The organism is Streptomyces sp. NPDC048197, from assembly GCF_043202395.1.
Lineage (GTDB): Bacteria > Actinomycetota > Actinomycetes > Streptomycetales > Streptomycetaceae > Streptomyces > Streptomyces siderophoricus.
The window spans coordinates 100,774-127,463 of the sequence record NZ_JBIDAJ010000010.1 but is presented as its reverse complement, the minus strand read 5'-3'; the positions used below and the strand labels follow the sequence as shown (position 1 = coordinate 127,463).

Genomic DNA, 26,690 nt, shown 5'->3' with positions numbered 1-26,690 from the left:
GTATGCCTGCGACTCTGGCCCAGCTGCAACGGGAGCGACAATGGCCGGGTGCCAGCCGCCAAGAAGAAGACCATGACCGCCCCGGCGTCACCGGAGCGCCGCCGCGAACTGCTCAACACCGCGGCCGAGGTGTTCGCCGCCCAGGGTTACAACGCCACCACCGTCCGCCGCATCGCGGACGAGGCCGGAATGCTCGCGGGCAGCCTCTATTACCACTTCGACTCCAAGGAATCGATGCTGGACGAGATCCTGTCCACGTTCCTGACCGAGCTCTGGGACGGCTACGACGCCGTACTCGCCGCCGGACTCGGCCCCCGGGAAACCATCGAGGCCCTGGTCACCGAGTCCTTCCGGGAGATCGACCGGCACCGCGCCGCCGTCGCCATCTATCAGAAGGAGGCCCGGCACCTCGCCGACCAGCCCCGCTTCGGCTATCTCGCCGACTCCCAGCAGAAGTTCGAAAAGGCGTGGCTGGGAACCCTGGAACGAGGCGTGGCCGACGGTGTTTTCCGCGCGGACCTCGACGTCCGGCTCACCTACCGCTTCGTGCGCGACACCGTCTGGGTCGCCGCGAGCTGGTACCGCCCGGGTGGCCTCCACAGCCCCGAGGAAATCGCCCGCCAGTACCTCTCCATGGTCCTTGACGGCATCGCCGAACGCGGCTGACCGCCCCCCGTAAGCAGTTCACCACAATCAAGCAATGCCTGACCCGCAAGCCCTACGCAACGGGCCCAACGGGCTCAACGGATGCAAACGAGCTCAACGGGTTCAACGGGGCAACGGGGTAACAGGGCAACGGGGCAACGAACGAAGGGCCGCCGATTACCCGACGGCCCACTGCTCACACCTCAATGCCCACAGCTCACTACTCACTGCTCAAACTCGATGTCCACAGCTCACTGCTCACAGCCTCAGCAGGAAACGTTCTTCACATACAGCGCGCGCGGAATCCCCGTCGTGCCGTACCGAACGTCCTTCGTAGCCCCCTTGGGAAGGCGACCGCTCGGGTCCTTGTGGTGAGGAATGACGATCTTGTAGCACGACACGCGCTGGGTGCACAGATTCGACAGACGGACGTATCGCTGCTGGCCCTTGTTGAAGTACTTCCGTACCTTGACGCACTGCGGCGAGTGGTCGGCGGCCGCCGCCGGCGACGAGGTGGCCAGTGTGAGCGAAGCGCTGCACGCCACCGCGGCCAGCGTTATGGACATGATCTTCCGCACGTGATCTCCCCCGGTGGAAACTCAGATTCAATCCCCCGCGAAGCACGACCGGCTTCGCACGTTCATTCCCCATTGTCCACACGAGCCCCAGGAAAACCCTCTCGGGGGTCTCACAGGGACAAAAGCGCGACACAAGAGCGACCTTTCCGGAACCAGTCCCCGCCCAGCCCACCCCCGCCACCGGCCCTCCCGCCACGCCGGCTCGTGCCGAACACACGACGCCAGCTCAAACGAAAGGCACCACGCCAGCTCAGGGCCGAAGGCCCCGCGCCAGCTTCGACCGAAGGCACCGCGCCAGCTCGAGCCGAAGGCGCAGGTCAGGCGGGGGTGCACGGCAGCTCGGGCCGAGGGCACACGTCGGGCGGAGGCGTTACGCCAGCTCGGGTCCAAGGCGCAAGCCAGGGCGGAGGTGCCACGGCAGCTCGGGTCGAAGGTGCCACGTCACCTCAGACAGAAGGCGTCACGCCGGCTGGGTCCGGCCCGGGCGCCGCCCGGCAGCCACTCCCGTCCCTGACCATCGGCCGGCCACAGCTCGTCGCCCGCAGACCCAGACACTCCAAGCACGCTGAGTCCGCTCCCCGCGCTGCCTCAGCTCGGCCACGCCCCCTGCTCGTCCTGCCACGCTCGGTCTCCACCGCACCGTCCGAGCTCCCCGCGCACCTGCCCCACCCTCAGCCTGCAGCCTGGGTCCCACCGCATCCGCCGCGCACACCTGCCTCCTCCCCTGTGAGGCTCTCCCCCCGGGGGCCCCGCCCCCCACCCCGCCCCACCCCAGCCCACCCGCATCCCGGCCCTCGCCCAACCCCCACTCGCGCCTCAGTGCCTCCCCGCCCCGCATCGCCAATTACCCGCTACCACTCAAGGGTGGTAAATCACCCCGCGAGCGAGAGGCGCCCACCTGGCCGCCCAGTCACCCGAGGACCTACCACCCGACCACCCACCCACGCCGCCCCCAACCAACAAGAGCCAGCCACCCTCACCCCGGTCGCCCCACCCCCGTCGCCCCGCTCGCGTTGCTAGCTCGCTGACTCCCTCACTCGCTGACTCGCTCACTCGCGGGTGGGCGTGCCGTCACCACCCGCAGTCCTCGGTCTGCGAACTCCCGGCGGGTGGATTCCTTGGCGCTCGCGTCCGTGATGAAGGTGTCAAAGACGTCCGTGTCACCGACCCGGGCGAAGCACCGTTCGCCGATCTTCGACGAGTCCGCGACGACCACCGCACGCCGCGCGCGCTCCGCCATGAGGCGGTTGACGCGGGCCTCGGCCTCGTCGTGAACGGTGGCCCCCATCACCGGATCCATGCCGTTCGCGCCGATGAACGCGATATCGATCGAGATCTGCTGGAGCACCAACTCACTGAACGGGCCGACCAGTTCGAATGACCGTGAGTGCGCGACCCCACCCGTGAGCACAATCTTGATCTGCGGGCGCACGGCCAGCTCATTGGCGATGTTCAGCGAATTGGTGACGATCGTCAGATGCGGCTGCGGGCCTGCCTCCGCGAAGTCCGGACGTGTGGCGAGCGCCCGGGCGATCGCCGTGGTCGTGGTGCCACCGCTCAGCCCCACGACGTCACCACGATCGACCAGCTTCGCCGCGGCCTGGGCCACCGCCTCCTTCTCCGCCGACCGGTGCGCATGCTTGTAACGGATCGGCAGGTCGTACGCCACCGAGCTGAGCACCGCCCCGCCCCGCGTGCGGGTCAGCAACTGCTGCTCGGCGAGAGCATCCATGTCGCGCCGCATCGTGGCGGCCGAGACCTCCAGTGCGGTCGCTGCCTCCTCGACATCCACCCGACCCCGCTCCCCAAGCAGCTCGAGCAGTGCGTTCATCCGTTCATGGCGCTTCATAGCGCGAGCCTAATTCGTCTCAATCGACCGCGATGACGCCCGGTCGGCACCCTCGTTCATCACCTCTCCTGCCTCCTTCTCCTCCTTCTCCTCCTTCCCTTCGTCTCCTCTGTCCCCTCCCTGTCTGGCCCCGCCTCCTTGCATGTCTGTCCTGCACTCAGCCATGGGTCCGTGCCCAGCCATGGGCCTGAGCTCAGCCATAGGCGACCCATCCCCGGCCCTGTCTCCGTGCTCAGCCATCGGCCCGTGCCCGGCCCTCCGCCCATGTCCGGTCGTGGGCCCGTGCTCAGTCACGGTCCCGAGGTCAGCCATGGAACGGATGCTTAGCCGCGCGCCGGTGCCTGGGCCGCGTACTGCTCCGGGACCGTCGCCGGAGTGGCCAGCACGCCCAGCAGTCGTGCGGCCTCTTCGGCCACGGCCTCCCGGGCCGGCTTGACGTACTTCCGGGAGTCGACCAGTGACGGGTTCGCGTCCAGCGTCCCGCGTATCGACTGGGTGAAGACGGAGACCAGATGAGTGGAGATGTTGATCTTCGTCATTCCGGCTGCGACGGCGCGGCGCAATTCGTCGTCCGGTACGCCGGAGGACCCGTGCAGGACCAGCGGCACCGGCAGCGCGGCACGGAGCGCCGCGATGAGTTCCTTGTCCAGGACGGCCGTGCGCTCGTGCATCGCATGGGACGAGCCCACGGCCACGGCGAGGGCATCCACGCCCGTCGCGCTGACGAATGCCAAGGCCTCGTCCGGGTCCGTTCGCACGCCCGGTGCGTGTACGCCGTCCTTGCCGCCCACCTCGCCGAGCTCCGCCTCGACATAGGCACCACGGTCGTGGCACCACGAGGTGAGTTCGGCGGTGGTGGCGACGTTCTCCTCGTAGGGGAGTGCGGAAGCGTCCACCATGATCGAACCGACCCCTGCGGTGATGCCCTCGCGGACCAGTTCGGCATCGGTGATGTGGTCGAGATGGACCGCGATCCGGGCGCTGGAGCCTTCGGCAAGGGCCAGCGTGGCGCGGGTGATGGGGAGCAGGCTGCCGTGGTAGCGGATGCAGTTCTCGCTGATCTGCAGGATCAGCGGAATGCCGGTGCGTTCGGCCGCGGTGACGAGTGCCTCGGCGGTTTCCAGGTGGATGACGTTGAAGGCCGCTGCGCCGACGTGCGCCTCACGTGCGGCGTCGATGAGAAATGAGGTGGGGGCCAGAGGCATGGGATGTGAACTCCCTTGCAGAGCAGACGTGATGGAGAGGGAGGGGTGGGCGGGGCGGAGGAGCGGCGGCTATGAGGCGGCCGGGGCCTCGAGCATCACCGAACGGGTCAGGCTGCGCGGGTTGTCCGGGTCCAGGCCGCGGGCCCGGGCACGCTCCAGTGCCACTCGCTGGACCAGGACCAGCTCGGCCAGCGGATCGCGCGCATGGCGCACGAACCGCGCACCTGTCTGCACCACATCGGCCTCCAGCCCCTCCGGGGCCTCACCGAACAGCCAGGTCACCCGACCGGGCGCGGCTATCGAGATGGGGCCGTGGCGGTACTCCATCGCGGGGTAGGACTCCGTCCAGCTCTGCGAGGCCTCCCGCATCTTGAGGGCCGCTTCGTTCGCGAGACCGAACGTCCAGCCCGTGCCGAGGAAGGAGAACTGCTCGGCGTCCACCCACTCCCTCTCGACCGTTGCGGCCAGGGCCTCTTCCGCGTCGGTCACGGCCCGGGAGACGTCCTCGCCCAGATGTGCGCGCAACAGTGTCAGTGCCGTGGTCGCAAAGCGGGTCTGCACCACCGACTTCTCATCGGCGAACGGAAGCTCGACCGTCTCGTCGGACAGGGCGACCGCCGGGGTCTCGGGATCACCGAGGATCGTCACCGTCGGAATGCGTCCCTTGACCGCGTCGAGGACCCGCAGCACCTCGGTCGTGGTGCCCGAGCGGGTAATCGCCACCACCGCGTCATAGCCGCGATCGCCGCCGAGGAAGGCTTCGGAAGCGGCGAACGGGTCCGTCACGCCCAAGCCGGCGCTCTCGCGCAACGCTGCGTACGACTGCGCCATGAACCATGAGGTGCCACAGCCGATGACGGCCACTCGTTGGCCCGCCTTCGGCAGCGGGCCGGCGGCCGCTCCGATCCGTGCGGCCTGCCGCCAGGTCTCCGGCTGGCTGTGCAGCTCCTGCTCCATGTACGAGGTCTCGCTCATGGCCCACCCTCCCGTGATGCGTGAAGCGGTCTTGCTCCGTTGCGGCCGGTTCCCTCCGGCCTCGGCTGGATACTCTGCGGTCGTCTTGCTCGAAACTGCAACTTTCTCGTCTGCTGCAATCGACTGTACGCATCATCCGCGCCGCGATCCATCCCTCGAAAGGGTGGCTGCGGGCAGGCGGTGAGGGGAGTGCCGTGCCGCGCTTCGCGGTTCTGAGGTCACAGGTAGGTGTTGACAGTTGCGCGAAGGGCGTCAAATACTCGCATGATCAATCACCCGCGCAATCGCTGACGCACTCACTCACGCAGCAAGGCCGCCCCGCCGCACAAAGGACTTCCCATGTCCACTGCCACGATCTCCGCGACGCCTCCGCCGCCGTCCGCCAGGACTTCCGGCCGCACCGGCAGGCTTTTCGCGCTCACCGGCGCCATCGTTGGCGTCATCTACGGCTACGACACCGGCAGCATCTCCGGTGCCCTGGTGTTCCTGAGCAAGGACTTCCACCTCACCGAGACCGAAAAAGGGCTGGTCAACAGCGTCTTGGTGTGCGGCTCCATCGTGGGGGCACTGATCGGCGGCAAGCTCGCCGACGCGTGGGGGCGGAAGGCGGCGATGCTGATCGTCGCCGGCTCGTACGCGGTGTTCGTCGCGCTCTCCGCCGCCGCGCCCAATGTCGTCGTGCTGGACGTCGTCCGGTTCCTGCTCGGCGTCGCCATCGGCATTTCGATCGTCGCCGCGCCGCTCTACGTCGCCGAATCCACGCCGGCCCGTATCCGAGGCGCCTCCGTCGCCGCCTATCAAGTGGCCACGGTCGCCGGGATCGTCCTCACATACTTCGTCAACTGGGGCCTGTCCGGTGGCGGGCACTGGCGCTGGATGCTCGGTCTCTCCGCGATCCCTGCCGCGCTGGTCCTGATTCCGCTGCTCCGGTTGCCGGACACCCCGCGGTGGTACGTCCTCAAGGGACGCACGGAACGGGCCGTCGAAGTGATGGCCGTGACCGACCCGGACGTCGATCCTCGCGCGGAGGTCGCGGCCGTCAGTGCCGCGCTCGCCGAGGAGAGCGGCGGATCGGCGCGTTCCCTCCTGCGCAAGCCCTACGCCCGAGCGACGCTCTTCGTCATCGGGCTGGGGTTCTTCTGCCAGATCACCGGCATCAACGCCGTGACCTACTACAGCCCGCAGATCTTCGAGGAAATGGGCTTCACCGGCAACGGACAGAACTTCCTGCTTCCGTCCTTCGTCCAGCTCGCCTCATTGGCCGCCACCGTGTTCGCCATCCTCATCATCGACCGGCTCGGCCGCCGGGTGGTGCTGCTCTGCGGCATCGGCACCATGGTGGTGATGCTGGGCGTGCTGACCGCCGTGTTCGGCTCGGGAGAGCTGCACGGCACCATGACGTGGGTCGGTTTCGCGGCGATCCTGCTGTTCACCGCGGCCTTCAACTTCGGCTTCGGCTCGCTGATCTGGGTCTACGCGAGTGAGGCGTTCCCGGCGCAGCTGCGGTCCACCGGGGCTTCGGTGATGCTCACCGCGGATCTGGTCGCCAACCTGCTGATCGCCCAGTTCTTCCCCTCCCTGATGGCCTGGGCAGGAGCGGCGCGGACCTTCGCCGCGCTCGGCGTGCTCGCCCTCGCCGCGCTGGTCTTCGCGACCGTCACCGCGCCGGAGACCAAGGGGCGCCAGCTGGAGGAGATCCAGGAGTACTGGCGCAACGGCGGCCGTTGGCCCCTGTCCGGCCCGGCCGAAACGGTGAGCGCCGCACCGCTCGGCAAGTCAGCGGTGCCGCCCACCACGTCTTCCTAGTCCGCTCGCCCGCTCGGCGGGCGCCCGGCTCTACGTGCCACCAGGTGCCCGGCACGCCAGTCACCGCCTCAGGTCGGCAGCTGCTCCCGGTACGCCTCCAGGGCCGGGGCGGTCGTCGTCGCCACGAATTCCGTGATCCGGTACGCGCACACACCGGCGAGGACGAACGGGTCCTGGGCCACGATCTCCTCCACGGCCGCCCGGTCCACGCCGGCGGCGAGAATCACGCCGCCGTCCCGTGGAACCTTGCGCCCGGCGGCGATGAAGTGCCCGGCCGCGTACTCCTGCTGCAGCCAGGCCACATGCTCCTCGAGGACGGCCTCGACGCGTTCGAGGGGCGCGGTATAAGTCAGTTCCAGTACGAACATGGTGGCAATATATGCACCGGCGACTCCCTCGCTCTCAGCTGGTGGACAGGTCCGGGCGCCGTCGCCCGTGGTGGGTCGCGGCCTCGTAGGCATGGCCGGCCTGCAATACGGCGAGGTCGGCCCTCGGCGCACCGATGAACTGCAGGCCCACGGGCAGGCCACCGGGCGTGAAGCCCGCCGGAACCGACAGGGCGGGCACCCCGAGCAGGGAGATCAGGTAGGCCGACCGCATCCAGTCCAGATAGGTCTCCGTGGGGCGGCCGGCGACCTCCGTCGGGTACTCCAGTTCCGCATCGAACGGCGCGACCTGACTGACCGGGGCGAGCAGCAGGTCGTAACGGGAGAAGAAGTCCACCGCGCCAAGGTGGAGCCGGCTGCGGACCGTGGTGGCGGTGATGAGGTCGGCCGGGGTGAGCCGGCGGCCCTGCTCGATGTTCCAGACCAGGCTGGGCTTGAGGGACTCCCGAGCGGCGTCGAGCAGCACGCCCAGCGCCAGGTCGAAGCTGTGCGCCCGCAGCGTCCGGAACGCCTCGTCGGCCCCCGCCAGGTCCGGGCACGCCGTCTCCACCTGGCAGCCGAGCGCCTCCAGGACGCTCAACTGCGGCTCCAGTACGGCGAGGACGTCCGGGTCGGCCGGTGCGTGTCCGCCGAGGTCCGGGGACCAGGCGACGCGCAGACCGCGCAGCTCGCGGCCGAGCGGGACCCGGAACGCCGCGCCGGGGGTCTCCAGGCTGATGGGGCACCGCGGATCCGGACCGGCCATCGCGGACAGCAGCAACGCGGTGTCGGCGACGGTCCGCCCCATGGGGCCCGGGACCGCAAGGGTGTCCCAGAGGTTGCCGCCGGGGTGCGGAGGCACCCGCCCCGGGGTGGGCCGCAGCCCGACCACATTGCAGAAGGACGCCGGATTGCGCAGCGAGCCACCCATGTCACTGCCGTCGGCGAGGGGTTGCAGCCCCGCCGCCAGGGCGGCCGCGGCGCCGCCGCTGCTCCCGCCCGCCGACCGGCTGGTGTCGTACGGATTGCGGGTGGTGCCGAAGACCGGGTTGAAGGTGTGCGAACCGGCGGCGAACTCGGGGACGTTGGTCTTGCCGAGGCGGATGGCGCCGGCCCGTTGGAGGCGGTCGACCACCAGGTCGTCCTCGGCGGGCACATGGTCGGCGAAGAGCGGTGAGCCGAACGTGGTGCGCATACCGCGGGTGAGGTGGGTGTCCTTGAAGGCGATCGGCAGTCCGTGCAGAGGCGGCACCTCGGCGCCCCGGGCCAGGCGCTCGTCGGCCCGGGCGGCGGCGACCAGAGCGCCCTCGGGATCGAGCGTGACGAGGGCGTTGACGGCCGGATTGATCTGTTCGATCCGGTCCAGATGAGCCTGCACGACCTCCCGGGCGGACAGCTCGCGGCTGCGCAACCGGGCGGCGAGGTCGGTGGCGTCGAGCTCGTGGAGTGCGTCGGACATGACGGGCCTCTGCTGGGATCAGGGACGTGGGCCGAGGGCGGAGCAGGGACGGCGGCGTGCGGTGCCGGGACCACTCTCCTCACCGTACCGAGCGGCACTGACAGTCCGTCCGGTCGCCGCTCCGCCCGGCGAACGGGCCGGTCAGCCGTTCGGTAGCGTGGCGGTCATCATGGACACTCCCGGAACGATCTCCTGCGACGAGGAACTGCGGCACTGGCCGGCCGACGAGGACCAGGCCCGGACGGTCCAGGACCGGCTGCGGCCCTACGTACGGCTCGACGAACCCGGCCCGGAACCGGGCTTCGAGGGCACGGTCGTGGGCGTGGACGTCGCCTACGACGACGCGCGCAATGTCGTCGCCGCGGCCGCCGTGGCGCTGGACGCCCGGACCCGCGCCGTCGTCGACGAGGCGACCGCCGTCGGTCAGGTCTCCTTCCCGTACGTGCCGGGCCTGCTGGCCTTCCGGGAGATCCCCACCGTGCTCGCCGCGCTCGACCGTCTTGCCCGTACTCCCGACCTGGTGATCTGTGACGGCTACGGGGTGGCGCATCCGCGCCGCTTCGGGCTCGCCAGCCACCTGGGGGTGCTCACCGGCCTCCCCACCATCGGTGTAGCCAAGAACCCCTTCACTTTCCGGTACGAACCTCCGGGCCCGGAGCGGGGCGCCACTGCTCCGCTCCTGGACGGCGACGAGGAGGTGGGACGAGCGTTGCGGACCCAAAAGGGCGTCAAACCGGTCTTCGTCTCCGTGGGGCACCGGGTCAGCCTCGACCGGGCCTGCGCCCACGCGCTGCACCTGGCGCCGGACTACCGGATTCCGGAGACCACCCGGGCCGCCGACGCGCTGTGCCGCCGCGCCCTGGCCGGAATCTGACGCCGGAACTCCTGGTGGCGGGGCGGCGGCCCGGCTACCTCTCCCGGACGACCCGGAAGGTGATGCCCGCCTTCTGGAGTCGCGTCGTCAGCGCGTCCCCCATGGCCACCGCGGGCGTCACCTGGCCGGCGGTCCGCGGCAGATCGTCGAAGGCCAGGCTGAGCGCCGACTCGGCAAGCATCTTCGCCGTCTCGTCGTAGCCGGGGTCGCCGCCCGCGACCTCGGTGATCAGGCGTTTGCCGCCGCCGGAGGCGACGAACCGCACCGTGAACCAGCTCCGGGCACGCCGCTCCGCGCTCGGCCCCTGGCCCGGCTCCAGACGACCCGACAACCACCGACGGGCGGGCGGTACCTGCGCGGCCGCGCACAGCGCCCCGGCCCCCAGGGCCCCGCCCACGGCGATCGGCAGCCGCCGGACGCCGGCGTAGTGGCGGTAGCGGAAGTCCGGCCCGTAGCGGTCCAGGGCGGCGGCCGAGCGGGCGATGATCTGCGGGTCGAGGGTCGGCAGCGGCACGCCCCACGTGCCGGTCTCCGCGCTCCTGAGGGGCGGGCCGAACGGGGCCCGGATCCGGCGCCCGGCCGGCCGGGGCTCGGCCCGCTGCCGCTCGCGGGCCGCCCGCGCCATGGCGACCGGCCGCGAGGCGACGGTCAGCGCGGAGGCCAGCGTGCCACCGGAGAACGTCGCATTGGTGCGGACGAAGCCGTCGATGCGCAGCGGGACGCCCTCGGGCAGCAGGCCCACGGTGTAGTGGACGCCGAGGTCGTGGGGGACGGAGTCGAAGCCGGCGGCATGGATCAGGCGCGCGCCCGAGGTGCGGGCCGTCGCGTCGTGCCGCAAGAACATGCGGTCGATGAATTCCGGCTCGCCGGTGAGGTCGACGTAGTCGGTACCGGCCGCGGCGCACGCGGCGACCAGCGGCTCACCGTGCAGCAGATAGGGCCCCACCGTGGTCGCCAGCACCCGGGTGTCCGAGGCAAGGGCGTGCAGGGCGTCCCGGTCGTCGCTCTCGGCCCGCACCAGTGGGAGATCGCCGCAGGCCGGGTTGATCTCGGCCAGGTGGTCCCGCAGACGCTCCAGTTTGGAGAGGTTGCGACCGGCCAGCGCCCAGCGGCAGTCCCGGGGCGCGTGCTCGGCCAGATAGGCGGCGGTGAGCGCGCCGACGAAGCCGGTCGCCCCGTAGAGGACGAGGTCGTGGGCCCGTCCCTCGGTGTTCTGCCGTTGCATGCTACGCGTCCTCTCGACCGCCCTGGTGAGCTGGTGTTCGGACCCTAGGCAGTTGCCGTCGTCCCGTCAACGAGGGCCTGAGCCATCCCGGTTGGGCCGGGGCGACGGGAAGCGCCATGAGGGTACTGGGGTGGAACGTACGCCCTTGACAGGGCGGGACGGCCGGGCCACATTCACCGTGAGCGCGACGACGTAGGACGTCCCATCTCTCCGCCGTACCGTCGTTTCTCCGCCGTACCGACGTTGCCGACTCCCAAAGGAGGCCGGTTTGCCGTGACGACGCGTCCCTTGGACGACCACCAGGACAACGGCCGAACCGGACCCGGCCCTCAGCGAACACGGCGCTGGTACCACGAGGTCACGCCACGGCAGTGGAAGGCGATGTTCGCCGCCTGGATCGGCTATCTCCTCGACGGCTTCGACTTCGTCCTCATCACCCTGGTGCTGACCGAGATCGCCGACGAGTTCCACCTGAGCACCGCCACCGCCGCCTCGCTGATCTCGGGTGCGTTCATCACCCGGTGGCTGGGCGGCGCGCTCCTCGGCGCGCTGGGCGACCGCTACGGACGCAGGACCGCCATGGTCGCCAGCATCCTGCTCTACTCGCCCGGCACCTTCGCCTGCGGCTTCGCCTGGGGGTACAGCAGCCTGTTCGCCGCCCGTCTGGTGATCGGGCTGGGCATGGCGGGGGAGTACAGCGCCAGCGCGACCTACGTGCTCGAAACCTGGCCCGCCCGGTGGCGCAACCGGGCGTCCGGGTTCCTGATCTCCGGGTACGCGGGCGGCACCGTCGTCGCGGCCGAGCTCTACAAGTGGGTGGTGCCCCACTGGGGCTGGCGCTGGATGTTCTGGATCGGAGTACTGCCCGTCCTCGTCGCCCTCTGGGTGCGCAGATCGTTGCCGGAGGCCGGGGACTGGCACCAGGAGATCGGCGCGTCCGGTAGCGGGCTCGAAGGGGAACGTCCGCATCCGTTCCGGCCGTTGTTCACCGGGCGCCGCCGCTGGCCCAACGCCGTCCTGGCCGCGACCGCCTCGGCCGCCCTGTACTGCGTCTTCACGCCTGTAGGAGCGGGGTACGTCCTCTGGCTGTCCGGGGTCGCGGCCCTGTGCCTGGTCGCCTTCGCCGTGCAGCTCGGTGGCCGCCGCGGATGGCTGCTGTACGTCTCCCTGATGGCCACCGTGTTCTGCGCCTTCCTCTACAGCTGGCCCGTCCAGGCCCTGTTGCCGACCTACCTCAAGACCGACCTCGGCTACGCGCCCGGACAGGTCACCGACGTGATGTTCTACGCGTGCTTCGGCACCATGGCGGGATGCTGGCTCGCGGGATACACCGGCGACCGGCTCGGGACCCGGCGCGCCTACGCCTGCACCCTGCTGGCCTCGCTCGCCTTCGTCTTCCCGGTCTTCGCCGTGCGCGACAACCTGCCCCTCCTCGGCGTGCTGGTCTTCGGGCTGCTCGCGCTCAGCCAGGGCATCTCCGGCCTCCTGCCGAAATACCTCGCCGGTCACTTCCCGACCGCGATCCGCGCCGCCTCCTTGGGCTTCGTCTACAACGTCGGCGCCCTGGGCGGCGCGGTGGCGCCCGTCCTCGGAGCCCATCTGGCCGAAGGCATGCCCCTGGGGCGCGCGCTCGCCGTGCTCACCTTCGGACTGACGCTGCTCGTCGTCCTCCTGGTGGGCGGCAATGTGCCGCACCGCCTGGGGAGACTGCTCGACCGTCAGGCGCCCGAAGACCACCTCGTACCGGAGCCCGATGCCGGTGCAGGCATCCCCGGGGGCGCATTGCCACGTCCGGCCACCGGGGAGACGCCGCGCTGAACCGGGCTCGCCCCGTAGGACCGCCGCGGTCTCTTCACTCCCTATGGCCGCCCCGTCACTCCGTACGGTCGTCCTGCCGCCCCAGCGTCACCCCGCGCACCCCCTCCAGCTCGGACAGCGCCTCCACCAGAGGATGGGCCGCGGCGGCGCCCTCCAGACGGAGCAGCACCTCGGCCGCGAACCGCTCCTCGTCCACCCCGGTCTCCACCTGGACCTCCGTCACCCGGAACCCCCGGCCGGTGCACATCTCCAAAATCCGCCCCAGCAGGCCGCGTTGCGTGCGGTAGGCGATGCGCAGATCGACCCGGGTGAGGGAGGGCTCCTTCGCGATCAGGTCGGAGATCTTCGTGAAGCCGCGGACGATGAGGAAGTGCACCGCGGTCGCGCCGATCGCCAGCCACGGCAGCCCACCGCCGCACGCCATGCCGATGGCGCAGGTCAGCCAGATGGTGGCGGCCGTCGTCAGGCCGCGGACGGCATCCTTCCGGACGAAGATCAGGCCGCCGCCGATGAACCCGATGCCCGAAACGACCTGGGCGGCGACGCGCGACGGGTCGAGCGCCACGCCGTCGGCGCCCAGCAGCGCCCCGAAGCCATGGATCGACACCTCCATGAACAGCGCGCTCCCCACGCCGACCAGCGTGTGGGTGCGCAGTCCGGCGCTCTTCTGCCGGGCCTCCCGTTCCAGGCCGATCAGTGAGGACAGCAGCAGCGCCAGGGCCAGTTCGGTGAACTGGCGCAGTCCCTGACCGGCGTGGAAGTCGAACAGTGCGGCGGCGAGTTGCGGATCAGACATGGCGGCAATTGTCCCTCTGACGGCCGGGCGACCGGCGCTGCGCGGGCCGTTGTCAGTGCCCGCGGTTAGCGTGGGATGCGTCGGCCGGTCCGTGCGCGAGACGCACGGCGCCGGGGCGGCGCCGCAAGTGGTGCCGTACGGGGGAACGGACGTGGAGGAGCTCATGACGAAGGCGGCGGGTCCGGTGGCGGTCCGGGAGCGGGTACGGGCGTTCGCGCTCGGCCTGCCCGGGGCCGTGGAGGAGTTTCCGTGGGGCGAGAGCGTCATCAAGGTGAACAAAAAGGTCTTCGCCTTCCTCGGCGTCGATGACGGCAGCCATCCACCGGGCGTCACGGTCAAGCTGACGGACCCCGAGGCGCATGCCCACGCCCTGAGCTCGCCCGGCGCCGAGCCGGCGGGCTACGGCCTGGGCAAGGCCGGCTGGGTGCGGATCCCGCTCGACGAGCAGGGGATGCCACCGGCCGAGCTGCTCTGCGACTGGGCGGAGGAGTCGTACCGCGTCATAGCCCCCAAGAAGCTCATCGCCGAGCTCGACGGGGGATAGCGGCGCAGCGGCAGCAGGCGCGCAAAGGCCCGTGGCGGCGAGGGCAGTTGAACCTCGTCGGCACGGGCCTTTCCGCGTGGTCGCCACTTGGAACAGGGGGGCTTGTGGAAAGTGGAACACGTTCTTAACATCACGAGTGTTACATCAGAAGTGTCACAGTGCGGAAGGGCATGGGGCGCGATGACGGAGTCGGACAACGGCCCGCTGCACGGCGTACGGGTCGTCGAGCTCGCGGGCATCGGCCCGGGGCCGTTCGCGGCCATGTTGCTGGCCGACCTCGGCGCCGACGTCGTCCGCGTCGACCGGCCCGGCGGAGCCGGACTGGCCATCGACCCGGCCTACGACATCACCAACCGGAACAAGCGCTCCGTGCTGGTGGACCTGAAGACTCCCCGGGGCGTCGCCCAGGTCCTCGACCTTGCCGAACGCGCCGACGTACTGCTGGAGGGCTACCGCCCCGGCGTGGCCGAGCGGCTCGGCGTCGGCCCCGAGGAGTGCCTGGCGCGCAACCCCAAGCTGGTCTACGGCCGGATGACCGGCTGGGGCCAGCAGGGCCCGCTCGCCGACACCGCCGGACACGACATCGGCTACATCGCCATCACCGGCGCCCTCGGAATGATCGGTCCGCCCGACGGTCCGCCCGCCCTCCCCGCCAACCTCCTCGGCGACTACGCCGGCGGCTCCCTCTACCTCGTCATCGGCGTCCTCGCCGCCCTCCAGCACGCCCGCACCGAAGGCGGCCGGGGCCAGGTCGTGGACGCCGCGATCGTCGACGGCACCGCCCATCTGACGGCGATGATCCACGGCATGCTGGCCGCCGGTGGCTGGCAGGACCGGCGCGGCGCCAACCTGCTCGACGGCGGGACACCGTTCTACGACACCTACGAGACCGCCGACGGCGGGTACATGGCCGTCGGCGCCCTGGAGAAGCGCTTCTACGGCGAATTCATCCGGCTGCTGGGCATCGAGAACGAGGCCCCGGCACGGGACGACCTCGCCGCCTGGGACGAACTGCGCACCGCGATCGCGGCCCGCTTCAAGACCCGCACCAGGGACGAATGGACCACCGTCTTCCAGCACTCCGACGCCTGCGTCGCACCGGTGCTCTCCCTGCGCGAGGCGCCGCACCACCCGCACCTCGCTGCCCGCGGCACCTTCGTCGACCACAGCGGCATCACCCAGCCGGCCCCCGCACCCCGCTTCTCGCACACCCCGGGCGCCGTCCGCACACCACCCGCCCGGCCCGGCGCGGACACCGAGGACATCGCCCGCGACTGGCAGGCCCCCAGCCTCCGCCCCCCGCCCACCGAACGCCCCACCGGCACCCCGGACCGCACCGAGCACAAGGACGCGGCCCACTGATGAAGCTCACCACCCCACTCCGCTACCCGGCCGACCCGCCCCGGGCCACCGAGCACACCCCCGCCCTCGAACCGGCCGCCCAGGCCGACACCCGGGCCGCCGAGCCCACCAAGACCGTCAAGAACCGGCTCTGAGGAGGGCCCGCCGAGATGACCGCCCAGTTGCCGCGCCAGATCTTCACCGAGGACCACGAGGCCTTCCGGGAAACCGTCCGCACCTTCCTCGCCAAGGAGGTGACGCCCCACTACGAACAATGGGAGAAGGACGGCATCGTCAGCCGCGACGCCTGGCGCGCGGCCGGCAGACAGGGCCTGCTGGGCATGGCGGTGCCCGAGGAGTACGGCGGCGGAGGCAACCCCGACTTCCGCTACAGCGCCGTCCTCGCCGAGGAATTCACCCGCGCCGGCGCCCCCGGACTCGCCCTGGGCCTGCACAACGACATCATCGGCCCCTACCTGACCTCCCTCGCCACCGACGAACAGAAACGGCGCTGGCTCCCCGGCTTCTGCACCGGCGAGATCATCACCGCCATCGCCATGACCGAACCGGGCGCCGGCTCCGACCTCCAGGGCATCCGCACCACCGCCGAGGACAAGGGCGACCACTGGCTGCTGAACGGCTCCAAGACGTTCATCTCCAACGGCATCCTCGCCGACCTCGTCATCGTCGTCGCCAAGACCACACCCGAGGGCGGCGCACACGGCCTGTCACTGCTCGTCGTCGAACGCGGCACGGCAGGCTTCGAACGCGGCCGCAACCTCGACAAGATCGGACAGAAATCCCAGGACACCGCCGAACTGTTCTTCCACGACGTACGCGTCCCCAAGGAGAACCTCCTCGGCCGGCTCAACGGCGCCTTCATCCACCTCATGACCAACCTCGCACAGGAACGCATGGGCATAGCCGTCGCCGGCATCGCCGCCGCCGAGCACCTCCTGGAGATCACCACCCAATACGTCAAGGAACGCGAGGCCTTCGGACGGCCGCTGTCCAAGCTCCAGCACATCCGCTTCGAGATCGCCGAAATGGCCACCGAATGCGCCGTCACCCGCACCTTCCTCGACCGCTGCATCGCCGACCACTCCGACGGCACCCTCGACGCCGTACACGCCTCCATGGCCAAGTGGTGGGCCACCGAACTCCAGAAGCGCGTCGCCGACCGCTGCCTCCAACTCCACGGCGGCTACGGCTACATGACCGAATACCGCGTCGCCAAGGCCTTCACCGACGGCCGCATCCAGACCATCTACGGCGGGACGACCGAGATCATGAAGGAGATCATCGGCCGCTCCCTGCTCGGCTAACCCTCCCCGGAAAGGCTTACCAGTGAGTTCCGAAGCGTACGTATACGACGCGATCCGCACCCCCCGCGGCCGCGGCAAGGCCAACGGCGCGCTGCACGGCACCAAGCCGATCGACCTGGTCGTCGGCCTGATCCACGAAGTACGCCGACGCTTCCCCGGCCTCGACCCGGCCGCGATCGACGACATCGTCCTCGGCGTCGTCGGCCCCGTCGGCGACCAGGGCTCCGACATCGCCCGGATCGCCGCGATCGCCGCCGGCCTGCCCGACACCGTCGCCGGCGTCCAGGAGAACCGCTTCTGTGCCTCCGGCCTCGAAGCCGTCAACATGGCCGCTGCCAAGGTCCGTTCCGGCTGGGAAGACCTCGTCCTCGCCGGCGGCGTCGAATCCATGTCACGGGTCCCGATGGCATCCGACGGCGGCGCCTGGTTCGCCGACCCGATGACCAACTTCGACACCGGCTTCGTCCCCCAGGGCATCGGCGCCGACCTCATCGCCACCATCGAGGGCTACAGCCGGCGCGACGTCGACGAATTCGCCGCGCTGTCGCAGGAACGGGCCGCCGCCGCATGGAAGGACGGCCGCTTCGACCGGTCCGTCGTCCCCGTACGCGACCGCAACGGCCTCACCGTCCTCGACCACGACGAGCACATGCGCCCCGGCACCACCGCCGACTCCCTGGCCGCCCTCAAGCCGTCCTTCGCCACCATCGGGGACGCCGGCGGATTCGACGCGGTCGCCCTGCAGAAATACCACTGGGTCGAGAAGATCGACCACGTCCACCACGCCGGCAACTCCTCCGGCATCGTCGACGGCGCCGCCCTCGTCGCCATCGGCAACAAGGAGGTCGGCGAACGCTACGGCCTCACCCCCAGGGCCCGGATCCTCTCCGCCGCGGTCTCCGGCTCCGAACCGACGATCATGCTCACCGGCCCCGCCCCCGCCAGCCGCAAGGCGCTCGCCAAGGCCGGCCTGACCATCGACGACATCGACCTGGTCGAGATCAACGAAGCCTTCGCCGCCGTCGTCCTCCGCTTCGTCAAGGACATGGGCCTGAGCCTCGACAAGGTCAACGTCAACGGCGGCGCCATCGCCCTGGGCCACCCCCTCGGCGCGACCGGCGCCATGATCCTCGGCACCCTCGTCGACGAACTCGAACGACAGGACAAGCGCTACGGCCTGGCCACCCTCTGCGTCGGCGGCGGCATGGGCATCGCCACCGTCATCGAGCGCCTCTGACCCCCTCGTCCCACCCACCACGGAGTACGCACCATGAGTGAACCCGCAGCTTTGTCGACCATCCGCTGGGAAAAGGACGAGACCGGCGTCGTCACCCTGGTCCTGGACGACCCCGCCCAGTCCGCCAACACCATGAACAACGCCTTCAAGACCTCCCTCACCGCGGTCGTCGACCGCCTGGAGGCCGAGAAGGACAGCATCCGCGGCATCATCATCACCTCCGCCAAGAAGACCTTCTTCGCCGGCGGAGACCTCCGCGACCTGATCGCCGTCACCCCCGCCCAGGCCCAGCAGGCCTTCGAGTCCGGCCTGGGCATCAAGCGCGATCTGCGCCGCCTGGAGACACTCGGCAAGCCCGTCGTCGCCGCCATCAACGGCGCCGCGCTGGGCGGCGGTTACGAGATCGCGCTGGCCTGCCACCACCGCATCGCCCTCGACACCCCCGCCACCAAGATCGGCCTGCCCGAGGTCACCCTCGGCCTGCTGCCCGCCGCCGGCGGCGTCACCCGCACCGTACGACTGCTCGGCATCGCCGACGCCCTGCTGAAGGTGCTGCTCCAGGGCACCCAGTACAACGCCACCCGCGCCAAGGACGCCGGACTGATCCACGACGTCGCGGCCACCCCCGACGAACTCCTCACCAAGGCCCGCGCCTTCATCGACGAACACCCCGAGTCCCAGCAGCCCTGGGACGCCAAGGGCTACCGCATCCCCGGCGGCACCCCCGCCCAGCCGAAGTTCGCGGCCAACCTCCCCGCGTTCCCCGCCAACCTCAAGAAGCAGCTCAACGGCGCGCCGTACCCGGCCCCGCGCAACATCCTCGCCGCGGCCGTCGAAGGCTCCCAGGTCGACTTCGAGACCGCGCAGACCATCGAGGCGCGGTACTTCGTCGAGCTGGTCACCGGCCAGGTCTCCAAGAACATGATCCAGGCCTTCTTCTTCGACCTCCAGGCCGTCAACTCCGGCGCCAACCGCCCCAAGGGCATCGAACCCCGCACGGTCGAGAAGGTCGCCGTGCTCGGCGCCGGCATGATGGGCGCCGGAATCGCCTACGCCTGCGCCAAGGCAGGCATCCAGGTCGTCCTCAAGGACGTCACCCTGGAGGCGGCGCAGAAGGGCAAGGCGTACTCGGAGGGGCTGCTCGACAAGGCGCTCTCCCGAGGCCGTACCACCGAGCAGCAGCGCGACGAACTGCTCGCCCGGATCACGCCCACCGCCGAGCCCGCCGACCTCGCGGGCTGCGACGCCGTCATCGAGGCGGTCTTCGAGGACATCGCCCTCAAGCACAAGGTGTTCAAGGAGATCCAGCACATCGTCGCGCCCGACGCCCTGCTGTGCTCCAACACCTCCACCCTCCCCATCACGCTGCTGGCCGAAGGCGTCGAGCGGGACCAGGACTTCATCGGACTGCACTTCTTCTCACCGGTCGACAAGATGCCGCTGGTCGAGATCATCAAGGGCGGGCGGACCGGCGACGAGGCACTGGCCCGCGCCTTCGACCTGGTCCGCCAGATCAAGAAGACGCCGATCGTGGTCAACGACTCGCGGGGCTTCTTCACCTCCCGCGTCATCGGCCAGTTCATCAACGAGGGCGTGGCGATGATCGGCGAGGGCCTGGAACCGGCCTCCGTCGAACAGGCCGCCGCCCAGGCCGGCTACCCCGCCAAGGTGCTGTCCCTGATGGACGAACTGACCCTGACGCTGCCGCGCAAGATCCGCGAGGAGACCCGACGGGCCGCCGAGGAGGCCGGCGCCGCCTGGCAGCCGCACCCGGCGGACGAGGTCATCGACCGGATGGTCGACGAGTTCGGCCGCCCCGGCCGGAGCGGGGGAGCCGGTTTCTACGAGTACGGCGAGGACGGCCGGCGCACCGGTCTGTGGCCGGGCCTGCGCGAGCACTTCGCCCGCGAAGGCGCCGAGATCCCCTTCATCGACATGCAGGAACGCATGCTCTTCTCCGAGGCGCTGGACACCGTCCGCTGCTTCGAGGAGGGCGTCCTCACCTCGGTCGCCGACGCCAACATCGGCTCCATCTTCGGCATCGGCTTCCCGGGATGGACCGGCGGCGTGATCCAGTACATCAACGGCTACCAGGGCGGCCCGGGCCGCGAGGACCTCGTCGGCCTCCCCGGCTTCGTCACCCGCGCCCGGGAACTCCAGACGGCCTACGGCGACCGCTTCGCGCCCCCCGCACTGCTGGTCGAAAAGGCCGAAAGAGGCGAGAAGCTCACCGACTGACGTGCCGGGGCCGGGCGGGGGCAGGGGCGAGGAGCGGGGCGGGGCCGGGGGAGGGCGGGCGCGGATGCTTACTGCCCTCGCCGCCTGCCCGCCTGCTGGCCCGCCTCGCCTCCTCACCTGCCCTCCGCCCTACTGCTTGCTCATTTACTGCCCGCTCTTTGACTACAGAAAGTAGCGAAGGTGGGAACTAATCACTCTCCGTAATCGTTGCCGTAATATGAAGGAGCGGCACACAAGGCACCGGAGGGGCGACGTCCAGGGCGTAGGGCATGGAGTAGGGGAGGGGGTAGGGGAGGGAAGTAGGGCGGACGAGCCAGCGCGCGCTCTACCACCTACTGCTGGCTCCCTGCCCAACCGCTCGCTTCCCGCGGGTCACCACACCCGCTCGCCCTGCGGGCCCCTGGCTCCCGCGGACGGCTCCCGCAGGTGGCCCCCGCGGGTGGCTCCTGTGGGCTCTGCCCCTCCTCGTTCCTCCTCAGGGGATTGGGGCTCGGGGCTCGGGCTCACTCCTCCGGGGTGCCGTCCCTCTGGTCCGGAGCGCCTTCCGTACCGAACCACTCCCGCAGTTCCTGCTTCATCGAGCGCTGGAAGGCGGTGACCAGTGCCTGTACCACCATCGGCTGCATGTGAGCCGAGAGTGACTTCATCCGCGCCATCTCCTCCGCGTCCGGCCCACCCTCCCGGTGCGGGCCCCATACCTCGTCCTTGAACAGCCGGCTCAGCTCACGGGCTGCCGAGCGGGTGTGCTCGATGACGACGGTGCGCGCCGCGAGGATGGCCTCCAGTGCGATCGGTACGTCCAGCAGGCGCGCGCCAAGGTGCAGCAGCCCGGGGTCGACGCGGAAGACCTGCGGGTCCTCGGTTCGTACGAGCACGCCCATGGCCGCCAGCCGGTCCAGGTCCTCCTCGGTCAGCTTCCGGCCGACCCGTCGCTCCAACTGGTCACGGGTGGCGTCCTCGGCCTTGTCCGGGACCCAACTCGCCACCAGTGCACGGTGGATGGCCAGGTCCTGGGCGCTCAGGTCGGGCGGCAGCTGCTCCAGGTAGCGCTCGATGGCCGACAGGGTGAGGCCCTGGTGCTGGAGTTCCTCGATGAGGGCAAGCCGCGAGAGGTGGTCCGGGCCGTAGCGGCCGACCCGGCGGGGGCCGATCTCCGGCGGTGGCAGCAGACCGCGGGTGCTGTAGAAGCGGATCGTGCGGACGGTGACGCCGGCGCGGGCGGCCAGTTCGTCGACCGTCAGATCGGTGGCGGACTCCATGTTCAACAGTATTGCTGTCTCACCACTCTTGTGAAACCTTGCAGAACCTTCTGGAGCCGGGGAAAAGGAAGCCTGGGGTGGCGAGTGCCTCCGCACGGAAGCCCCCCCGGATGTGGTGCGGTCCTGGGCCGGTCTCGGGGGTGATCGTGGATGCCTGGGGATCGCAGTCGGCCGCCCGATCGGCGGTGTTGAGCTGCGCACCGCCGAGGACGAGGAGATCGAGGTCCGGCGGACGGTGGGTGCGGGGTGCGGGGTGCGGGGTGCGCGGCGGTGCCTGCGGGTCGACGGGGTCGTGGAGCCCGCGATCCGCCCCGACGGTTGGTTCGCGATCGGTGACGGCGGGCAGCGCTGACGCCCGGCGACGGCCGGGCGCGTGTGGTCCGGTCGTACGGCGGTCGCGGTCGCGTCGTACGGAGGCCGTTGCGTCGTACGGAGGTCGCACTGCTGGTCCGGCCCCCTGAGTCGGGCGTGGGCCGCGCCGGGATGGGATCGAGGGCAGCGCGCCAGGGGATCGAGGGCGCGCCGTCAGGCTGGTCGGGTCTCGAGGGGCAGGTGGACGTCGAGCGGGCCGTCGTGGGGGCGCGTGTGTGCCTGAAGCGAGTGGAAACCGACTGGAAAGCGAAGGGAACAGGTCAAGAAGTTTGGGTGGCTGGGCGAGGAAAGAGGGCCGGAAACGGGCGAACTCGCCCGGTCCTTGAAAATGTGTCGCCGGAAATTTCGCGCCAAATAGGGACAAATCTTGGATGGCCTATACACGCTGTGATCTTGCCCACAGACGGAGGGGCGGTCTTCGGGGAAGGTGTGCCGTCGGCCGTCCGCGCGATCCGCGGGATCCGGTCATGGCTCAAGCGCCTGCCCGAAAGCGAGATGCACCAGCAGTGAGCACAGAAACCGTCACCGAGACAGCCCACAGGTCACCTGACGGGGGGAGCGGCGCGCAGCAGGACGCGGGCGACGCGGGGTACAGCAAGGGCCTCAAGGGCCGGCACATCAACATGATCGCCATCGGCGGCGCGATCGGCACCGGCCTGTTCCTGGGCGCCGGCGGCCGGCTGCACTCCGCCGGTCCCGCGCTGGCCGTCGCGTACGCGGTCTGCGGCCTCTTCGCCTTCTTCGTCGTGCGCGCCCTCGGCGAGCTGGTGCTGCACCGCCCCTCGTCCGGGTCGTTCGTCTCCTACGCCCGTGAGTTCCTGGGGGAGAAGGGCGCCTACGTCGCCGGCTGGATGTACGTCGTGAACTGGTCGACGACCGGTATCGCCGACATCACCGCGATCGCGCTCTACACGCACTACTGGAGCCTGTTCACCGACATCCCGCAGTGGGTGATGGCGCTGATCGCGCTGGCGGTCGTGCTGACGGTGAACCTGATCTCCGTGAAGATCTTCGGTGAGCTGGAGTTCTGGTTCGCGATCATCAAGGTCGCCGCGCTGGTCGTGTTCATGTTCATCGGCATCTTCCTGCTGGCCACCCACCACCCGGTCGGCGGCCATGCGCCGGGGCTGAACCTGATCACCGACCACGGTGGAATCTTCCCGACCGGTCTGCTGCCCGTGGTGATCGTGCTCCAGGGCGTGGTCTTCGCCTACTCGGCGGTCGAGCTCGTCGGCGTCACCGCAGGTGAGACTGGTGAGCCGCAGAAGGTCGTGCCGAAGGCCGTCAACTCCATCATGTGGCGGGTGGGCGTCTTCTACGTCGGCTCGGTGATCCTGCTGGCGATGCTGCTGCCGTGGAACAAGTACACCGCCGGCCAGAGCCCGTTCGTCACCGTGCTGTCCAACGTCGGTGTCCCGGCGGCCGGCGACGTGATGAACCTCGTCGTGCTGACCGCGGCCATGTCCAGCCTGAACTCCGGTCTGTACTCGACCGGCCGGATCCTGCGCTCCATGTCGATGGCGGGCTCCGCGCCCAAGTTCGCCGGCCGGATGAACCGCAACCAGGTGCCGTACGGCGGCATCATGCTCACCTCCGCGGTGTGCGTGCTCGGTGTCGGGTTGAACTACTGGCTCCCGGGTGAGGCGTTCGAGATCGTGCTGAACATCGCGGCGCTGGGCATCATCAGCACCTGGTGCACGATCATGATCTGCCACATGGTTTTCGTGCGCCGCACGAAGGAGGGGACGCTGGAGCGGCCGAAGTTCCGGCTGCCGGGCACCCCGGTCACGGACATCGCCACCATCGTCTTCCTGCTCGGCGTCATCGTGCTGATGTGGTTCGACGACGGTGTCGGCCGCAAGACCGTGCTGCTGATCCCGGTCCTCGCCGCCGCGCTGGTCGCCGGCTGGTTCGGGGTCCGCGGCCGGGTGGCCCGGATCGCCAGGGAACGCGAGGAGCTGCAAGCGGCGGAGTAGTCGCGCACCAGCGGCGCCTGAGTACGACAGGGCGGTCGCGGCGGGCCGGAAGGCCGCCGCGGCCGCCCTCGTGCATGCGCGGCGGTCGGGCCCGTTCGCGCCCGGCCGTCGCGCGGTCCCGGTCGATTGTCAGTGGTCGGCTCTACTGTGAACACATGACGGAGAACACGGGGATTTCCTACGTCAAGGGGGACGCCACCGCACCACAGGGCAAGGGCGTCAAGATCATCACGCATGTCTGCAACGACCTGGGCGGCTGGGGCAAGGGCTTCGTCCTCGCGCTTTCCCGCCGCTGGCCGGAGCCCGAGGCGGCCTACCGCAGATGGCACCGCGAGCGGGCGGGCAACGACTTCGGGCTGGGCGCCGCCCAGTTCGTCCAGGTCGCCGACCGGCTGTGGGTGGCCAACGTGGTCGGCCAGCGGGGCATAAGGACGGGCAGTAAGGGCGTCCCGGTCCGGTACGAGGCCATCGACGCCGGGCTCGGCCGGGTGGCGGACCGGGCCACGGAGCTCGGGGCGTCGGTCCACATGCCGCGGATCGGCTGCGGCCTGGCGGGCGGGAAGTGGTCCCGGGTGGAGCCGCTGATAGCCGAGCGGCTCACCCGGCGCGGCATACCGGTCACGGTCTACGACCACTGACGGTCCACGACGACAGAGGGTCCACGACCACTGACTCCTCGCCCGCCGGCCGCGGGAGGGGCCCGGGCTCAGCCGCCGATCAGCGGGTAGTGATCGCTGAGGTTGGTGTAGGTGTAGTCCTTGCCCCAGCTGGAGACGGTCCAGGGCGCGGACTCCTCCTTGACCACTTCGTTCTGCCAGTCGGCGGGCCGGGCATGGCCGTTGCGGTGCAGCACGTAGTCCAGGTCCTCGCGGGGATCGTCGGGATAGCGGTACTTCGCGATGGAGTTTTCCTGGGTGTCGAAGGAGTACGGGTGCCCGGTGCGGCTGTCGGCCGGGGCCAGATCGCCGTTGCTGAGCAGGGCGTTGTACTCCGCGCTGTGGGAGTCGACGTTCAGGTCGCCGGCGACCATGACCTCTTCGTCCGCCGGGATGTTCTTGGCGTCCAGGAAGGCGTCGATCTCCTTGAGCTGCTTGGCGCGGTCCGCGGCCGCCTCGCCCGCCTTGCAGCCCGAGTCGGTGGACTGGGTGTGGGTGCCGACGACGTGCACCTTGGCGCCGTTCACGTCCAGCACGGCATAGACGAAGCCCTTGTTGGAGAAGGAGTCCGAACCGCAGGCGTCCTTGTAGATGTACTGCTCCTTGCGCAGGATCGGCCACTTGCTCAGCAGGGTCACCCCGCCGTCTTCCGGAGTGACGGCCGAGTAGGCGCCGCCGGTGGCGTCCCAGCCGCTCCTGCTCCGGCCCACCACCGGAGTCTGGTGCGGATACTGCCCGGCGGCCCGGGACTTCAGCGCATCGGAGGAGGAGTTGTCGAACGCTTCCTGGAGCACGACGACGTCATTGCCCTGGAAGAAGTCCGCGGCCGCGATCGCCTCGGCACGGTGGTCCTGGCCCCAGTTGGGATAGAGGTTCTTGCTCATCAGGAAGGTGTTGTAGCTCAGCACCTTCAGATGGGGAGCGGTGGCGGCCGAGGCGGTGGGGGACGCGGCGGTCACGGTCGCGGCGGCGAGGACCGCGGCGAGAGCGGCGGTGCGAAGGCCCGCTGCGGACGGCGTGCGCGGCGCTGGGTTCGACACTGAATCTCCCTATGGGGGTGGGGATTTGGTCCGGCGGCGCCATCCAACCAGTTGACATTACTTCTAGGTAACCGTCTGGGAGGTATGAGATGTACACACAGGGCCGGGCCCGCACGGCATGGGCAGGGATACCGCTGCCCGCACGTCGCCGGTGGGCGCCGTATCATGAGAAATGCTATGAATACGGAGAAAAACCAGCCAAAGCCCCCGCCGGTCGGTGGCGTCCTCTGGTCGTTGGCCGGGGACATCCGCATGCTGCTCACCCTGCCGCCGGCGCTGACCATGCAGGTCGCGCACCCCGCGGTGGGAGCCGGAGTGGACGACCACTCCCTCTTCCGGACCGACCCGTGGGGCCGTGGCGAGCGGTCGCTGGTCTCGCTGCAGCTGTGGGTCTACGGTGGCGACGGCGCGGCCGAAGAGGGGCGCCGGCTGCGCCGGCTGCACCGGACCATCGAGGGTACCGACGCGCACGGCCGCCCGTACCACGCGCTCACCCCCGCGAACTACGCCTGGGTGCACGCCACCGGGTACCCCGTCTTCCGGCACGCCCAGCGTTATCTCGGCCGCCCCTTCTCCGAGGCGCAGGAGCGGCAGCTGTACGCGGAATGGCTCCAGGTCGGGCGGGTGCTGGGCATCCAGGACCGCGATATGCCGCCGACCATCGAGGAGTTCTGGCCGTACTACCGCCGGGTCCTCGGTACCGAGCTCGAAGCGACCGCGGTGGTGCGGGAGTTGATCGACCCCGACCCGCCGCTCCCGGTGCCCGACCGCGGCCCGCGCTGGCTGCGGCTGCTGCTCCGGCTGGTCTGGCCCTGGCTGCGCCCGCGGTTCGCCCGCTTCCGACGGTTCGTCAGCATCGGCCTGATGCCGCCGGACGCCCGGCGCGCCATCGGCCTGGAGTGGACCGAGGCGCAGGAGCGCCGGCTGCGCCGCTTCGGACGCGTGGTGCGTGTGGTGGTCCCGGCCCTTCCGGAGCGGCTGCGCTTCATGCCGATCGCCCGCCGCGCCCGGCGTGCGGCGCGGCAGGCGGCGGTCCGGTAGCGGCGACCGGCGGACGACCGGCGAGGGTGGAGCCGGGGGACGACGGCCCCGGCTCCACCCCGTTCA

The 26,690-nt window shown here is 70.2% G+C and carries 24 protein-coding genes; 14 read left to right on the top strand and 10 right to left on the bottom strand.

Annotation, left to right across the window (positions count from 1 at the left end; genetic code table 11):
- Positions 1-72 precede the first annotated feature (72 nt).
- Entirely contained in the window at positions 73-666 is a 594-nt protein-coding gene (locus ACGF4C_RS16270) for a TetR/AcrR family transcriptional regulator (protein ID WP_037810438.1), read from the top strand.
- Between the two features lie 245 nt (positions 667-911).
- On the opposite strand, the gene ACGF4C_RS16265 is transcribed toward ACGF4C_RS16270, so the two are convergent.
- From ACGF4C_RS16265 to ACGF4C_RS16250, 4 genes are all read right to left on the bottom strand, one after another.
- Entirely contained in the window at positions 912-1,223 is a 312-nt protein-coding gene (locus ACGF4C_RS16265) for a hypothetical protein (protein WP_393566765.1), read from the bottom strand.
- Positions 1,224-2,256: 1,033 nt separating this feature from the next.
- Entirely contained in the window at positions 2,257-3,072 is an 816-nt protein-coding gene (locus ACGF4C_RS16260) for a DeoR/GlpR family DNA-binding transcription regulator (RefSeq protein WP_393566763.1), read from the bottom strand.
- Between the two features lie 323 nt (positions 3,073-3,395).
- The gene (locus ACGF4C_RS16255; protein ID WP_393566761.1) at positions 3,396-4,277 is read right to left on the bottom strand and encodes a class II fructose-bisphosphate aldolase; all 882 of its coding nucleotides are present in this window, start codon (positions 4,275-4,277) and stop codon (positions 3,396-3,398) included.
- 69 nt (positions 4,278-4,346) lie between these two features.
- The gene (locus ACGF4C_RS16250; protein ID WP_393566759.1) at positions 4,347-5,252 is read right to left on the bottom strand and encodes an SIS domain-containing protein; all 906 of its coding nucleotides are present in this window, start codon (positions 5,250-5,252) and stop codon (positions 4,347-4,349) included.
- A 339-nt stretch (positions 5,253-5,591) separates the two neighbouring features.
- Here ACGF4C_RS16250 and ACGF4C_RS16245 point away from each other — a divergent pair, with 339 nt between their 5' ends.
- Positions 5,592-7,058, top strand: coding sequence for a sugar porter family MFS transporter (locus tag ACGF4C_RS16245; RefSeq protein ID WP_393566757.1), 1,467 nt, complete (start codon positions 5,592-5,594; stop codon positions 7,056-7,058).
- Between the two features lie 68 nt (positions 7,059-7,126).
- Here the strand turns inward: ACGF4C_RS16245 and ACGF4C_RS16240 are convergent, their stop codons facing one another.
- Both ACGF4C_RS16240 and ACGF4C_RS16235 read right to left on the bottom strand, forming a co-directional pair.
- The gene (locus ACGF4C_RS16240; RefSeq protein ID WP_393566755.1) at positions 7,127-7,426 is read right to left on the bottom strand and encodes a YciI family protein; all 300 of its coding nucleotides are present in this window, start codon (positions 7,424-7,426) and stop codon (positions 7,127-7,129) included.
- 34 nt (positions 7,427-7,460) lie between these two features.
- Positions 7,461-8,882 carry an amidase gene (locus ACGF4C_RS16235; RefSeq protein ID WP_393566753.1) on the bottom strand — a complete coding sequence of 474 codons (1,422 nt, stop codon included), beginning with the start codon at positions 8,880-8,882 and terminating at the stop codon, positions 7,461-7,463.
- Positions 8,883-9,051: 169 nt separating this feature from the next.
- On the opposite strand from ACGF4C_RS16235, the gene ACGF4C_RS16230 reads away from it, so the two are divergent.
- Entirely contained in the window at positions 9,052-9,756 is a 705-nt protein-coding gene (locus ACGF4C_RS16230) for an endonuclease V (protein ID WP_393566751.1), read from the top strand.
- A gap of 34 nt (positions 9,757-9,790) precedes the next feature.
- Here the strand turns inward: ACGF4C_RS16230 and ACGF4C_RS16225 are convergent, their stop codons facing one another.
- Positions 9,791-10,981, bottom strand: a complete 1,191-nt coding sequence (locus tag ACGF4C_RS16225) for a saccharopine dehydrogenase family protein (protein WP_393566749.1) — start codon at positions 10,979-10,981, stop codon at positions 9,791-9,793.
- 288 nt (positions 10,982-11,269) lie between these two features.
- Between ACGF4C_RS16225 and ACGF4C_RS16220 the strand changes: the two genes are divergently transcribed.
- The gene (locus ACGF4C_RS16220) at positions 11,270-12,799 is read left to right on the top strand and encodes a sialate:H+ symport family MFS transporter (RefSeq protein ID WP_393566944.1); all 1,530 of its coding nucleotides are present in this window, start codon (positions 11,270-11,272) and stop codon (positions 12,797-12,799) included.
- A gap of 55 nt (positions 12,800-12,854) precedes the next feature.
- On the opposite strand, the gene ACGF4C_RS16215 is transcribed toward ACGF4C_RS16220, so the two are convergent.
- A complete protein-coding gene (locus ACGF4C_RS16215) occupies positions 12,855-13,595 on the bottom strand; it encodes an MgtC/SapB family protein (protein ID WP_393566747.1) in 741 nt (246 codons plus the stop codon).
- Positions 13,596-13,758: 163 nt separating this feature from the next.
- Between ACGF4C_RS16215 and ACGF4C_RS16210 the strand changes: the two genes are divergently transcribed.
- The 6 genes from ACGF4C_RS16210 (at position 13,759) to ACGF4C_RS16185 (ending at position 20,280) form a co-directional block, all read left to right on the top strand.
- Positions 13,759-14,139 carry an MmcQ/YjbR family DNA-binding protein gene (locus ACGF4C_RS16210; protein ID WP_393566745.1) on the top strand — a complete coding sequence of 127 codons (381 nt, stop codon included), beginning with the start codon at positions 13,759-13,761 and terminating at the stop codon, positions 14,137-14,139.
- Between the two features lie 180 nt (positions 14,140-14,319).
- Positions 14,320-15,501, top strand: coding sequence for a CaiB/BaiF CoA transferase family protein (locus ACGF4C_RS16205; RefSeq protein ID WP_393566743.1), 1,182 nt, complete (start codon positions 14,320-14,322; stop codon positions 15,499-15,501).
- Positions 15,501-15,635 carry a hypothetical protein gene (locus ACGF4C_RS16200; protein WP_393566741.1) on the top strand — a complete coding sequence of 45 codons (135 nt, stop codon included), beginning with the start codon at positions 15,501-15,503 and terminating at the stop codon, positions 15,633-15,635. The genes ACGF4C_RS16205 and ACGF4C_RS16200 overlap by 1 nt, the downstream gene beginning before the upstream one ends.
- Positions 15,636-15,662: 27 nt before the next feature.
- The gene (locus ACGF4C_RS16195; RefSeq protein WP_393566942.1) at positions 15,663-16,805 is read left to right on the top strand and encodes an acyl-CoA dehydrogenase family protein; all 1,143 of its coding nucleotides are present in this window, start codon (positions 15,663-15,665) and stop codon (positions 16,803-16,805) included.
- Positions 16,806-16,827: 22 nt separating this feature from the next.
- Entirely contained in the window at positions 16,828-18,042 is a 1,215-nt protein-coding gene (locus ACGF4C_RS16190; protein WP_030813100.1) for an acetyl-CoA C-acetyltransferase, read from the top strand.
- A 33-nt stretch (positions 18,043-18,075) separates the two neighbouring features.
- Positions 18,076-20,280, top strand: coding sequence for a 3-hydroxyacyl-CoA dehydrogenase NAD-binding domain-containing protein (locus ACGF4C_RS16185; RefSeq protein WP_393566738.1), 2,205 nt, complete (start codon positions 18,076-18,078; stop codon positions 20,278-20,280).
- Between the two features lie 503 nt (positions 20,281-20,783).
- Here the strand turns inward: ACGF4C_RS16185 and ACGF4C_RS16180 are convergent.
- On the bottom strand, positions 20,784-21,539 hold the full coding sequence (locus ACGF4C_RS16180) for a MerR family transcriptional regulator (RefSeq protein WP_393566736.1): 756 nt from the start codon (positions 21,537-21,539) through the stop codon (positions 20,784-20,786).
- Between the two features lie 112 nt (positions 21,540-21,651).
- Here ACGF4C_RS16180 and ACGF4C_RS16175 point away from each other — a divergent pair, with 112 nt between their 5' ends.
- The 3 genes from ACGF4C_RS16175 (at position 21,652) to ACGF4C_RS16165 (ending at position 24,525) form a co-directional block, all read left to right on the top strand.
- Positions 21,652-21,891 carry a hypothetical protein gene (locus tag ACGF4C_RS16175; protein ID WP_393566734.1) on the top strand — a complete coding sequence of 80 codons (240 nt, stop codon included), beginning with the start codon at positions 21,652-21,654 and terminating at the stop codon, positions 21,889-21,891.
- Between the two features lie 526 nt (positions 21,892-22,417).
- Entirely contained in the window at positions 22,418-23,887 is a 1,470-nt protein-coding gene (locus tag ACGF4C_RS16170) for an amino acid permease (protein WP_393566732.1), read from the top strand.
- Between the two features lie 155 nt (positions 23,888-24,042).
- Complete coding sequence (locus tag ACGF4C_RS16165) at positions 24,043-24,525, top strand: macro domain-containing protein (protein WP_393566730.1); 483 nt, start codon at positions 24,043-24,045, stop codon at positions 24,523-24,525.
- Between the two features lie 68 nt (positions 24,526-24,593).
- Here the strand turns inward: ACGF4C_RS16165 and sph are convergent, their stop codons facing one another.
- Positions 24,594-25,583 (bottom strand): sphingomyelin phosphodiesterase, encoded by a 990-nt coding sequence (gene sph / locus ACGF4C_RS16160; protein WP_388962819.1) that lies wholly within the window; start codon positions 25,581-25,583, stop codon positions 24,594-24,596.
- A gap of 177 nt (positions 25,584-25,760) precedes the next feature.
- Between sph and ACGF4C_RS16155 the strand changes: the two genes are divergently transcribed.
- Complete coding sequence (locus ACGF4C_RS16155) at positions 25,761-26,624, top strand: oxygenase MpaB family protein (RefSeq protein WP_393566728.1); 864 nt, start codon at positions 25,761-25,763, stop codon at positions 26,622-26,624.
- Positions 26,625-26,690 lie beyond the last annotated feature (66 nt).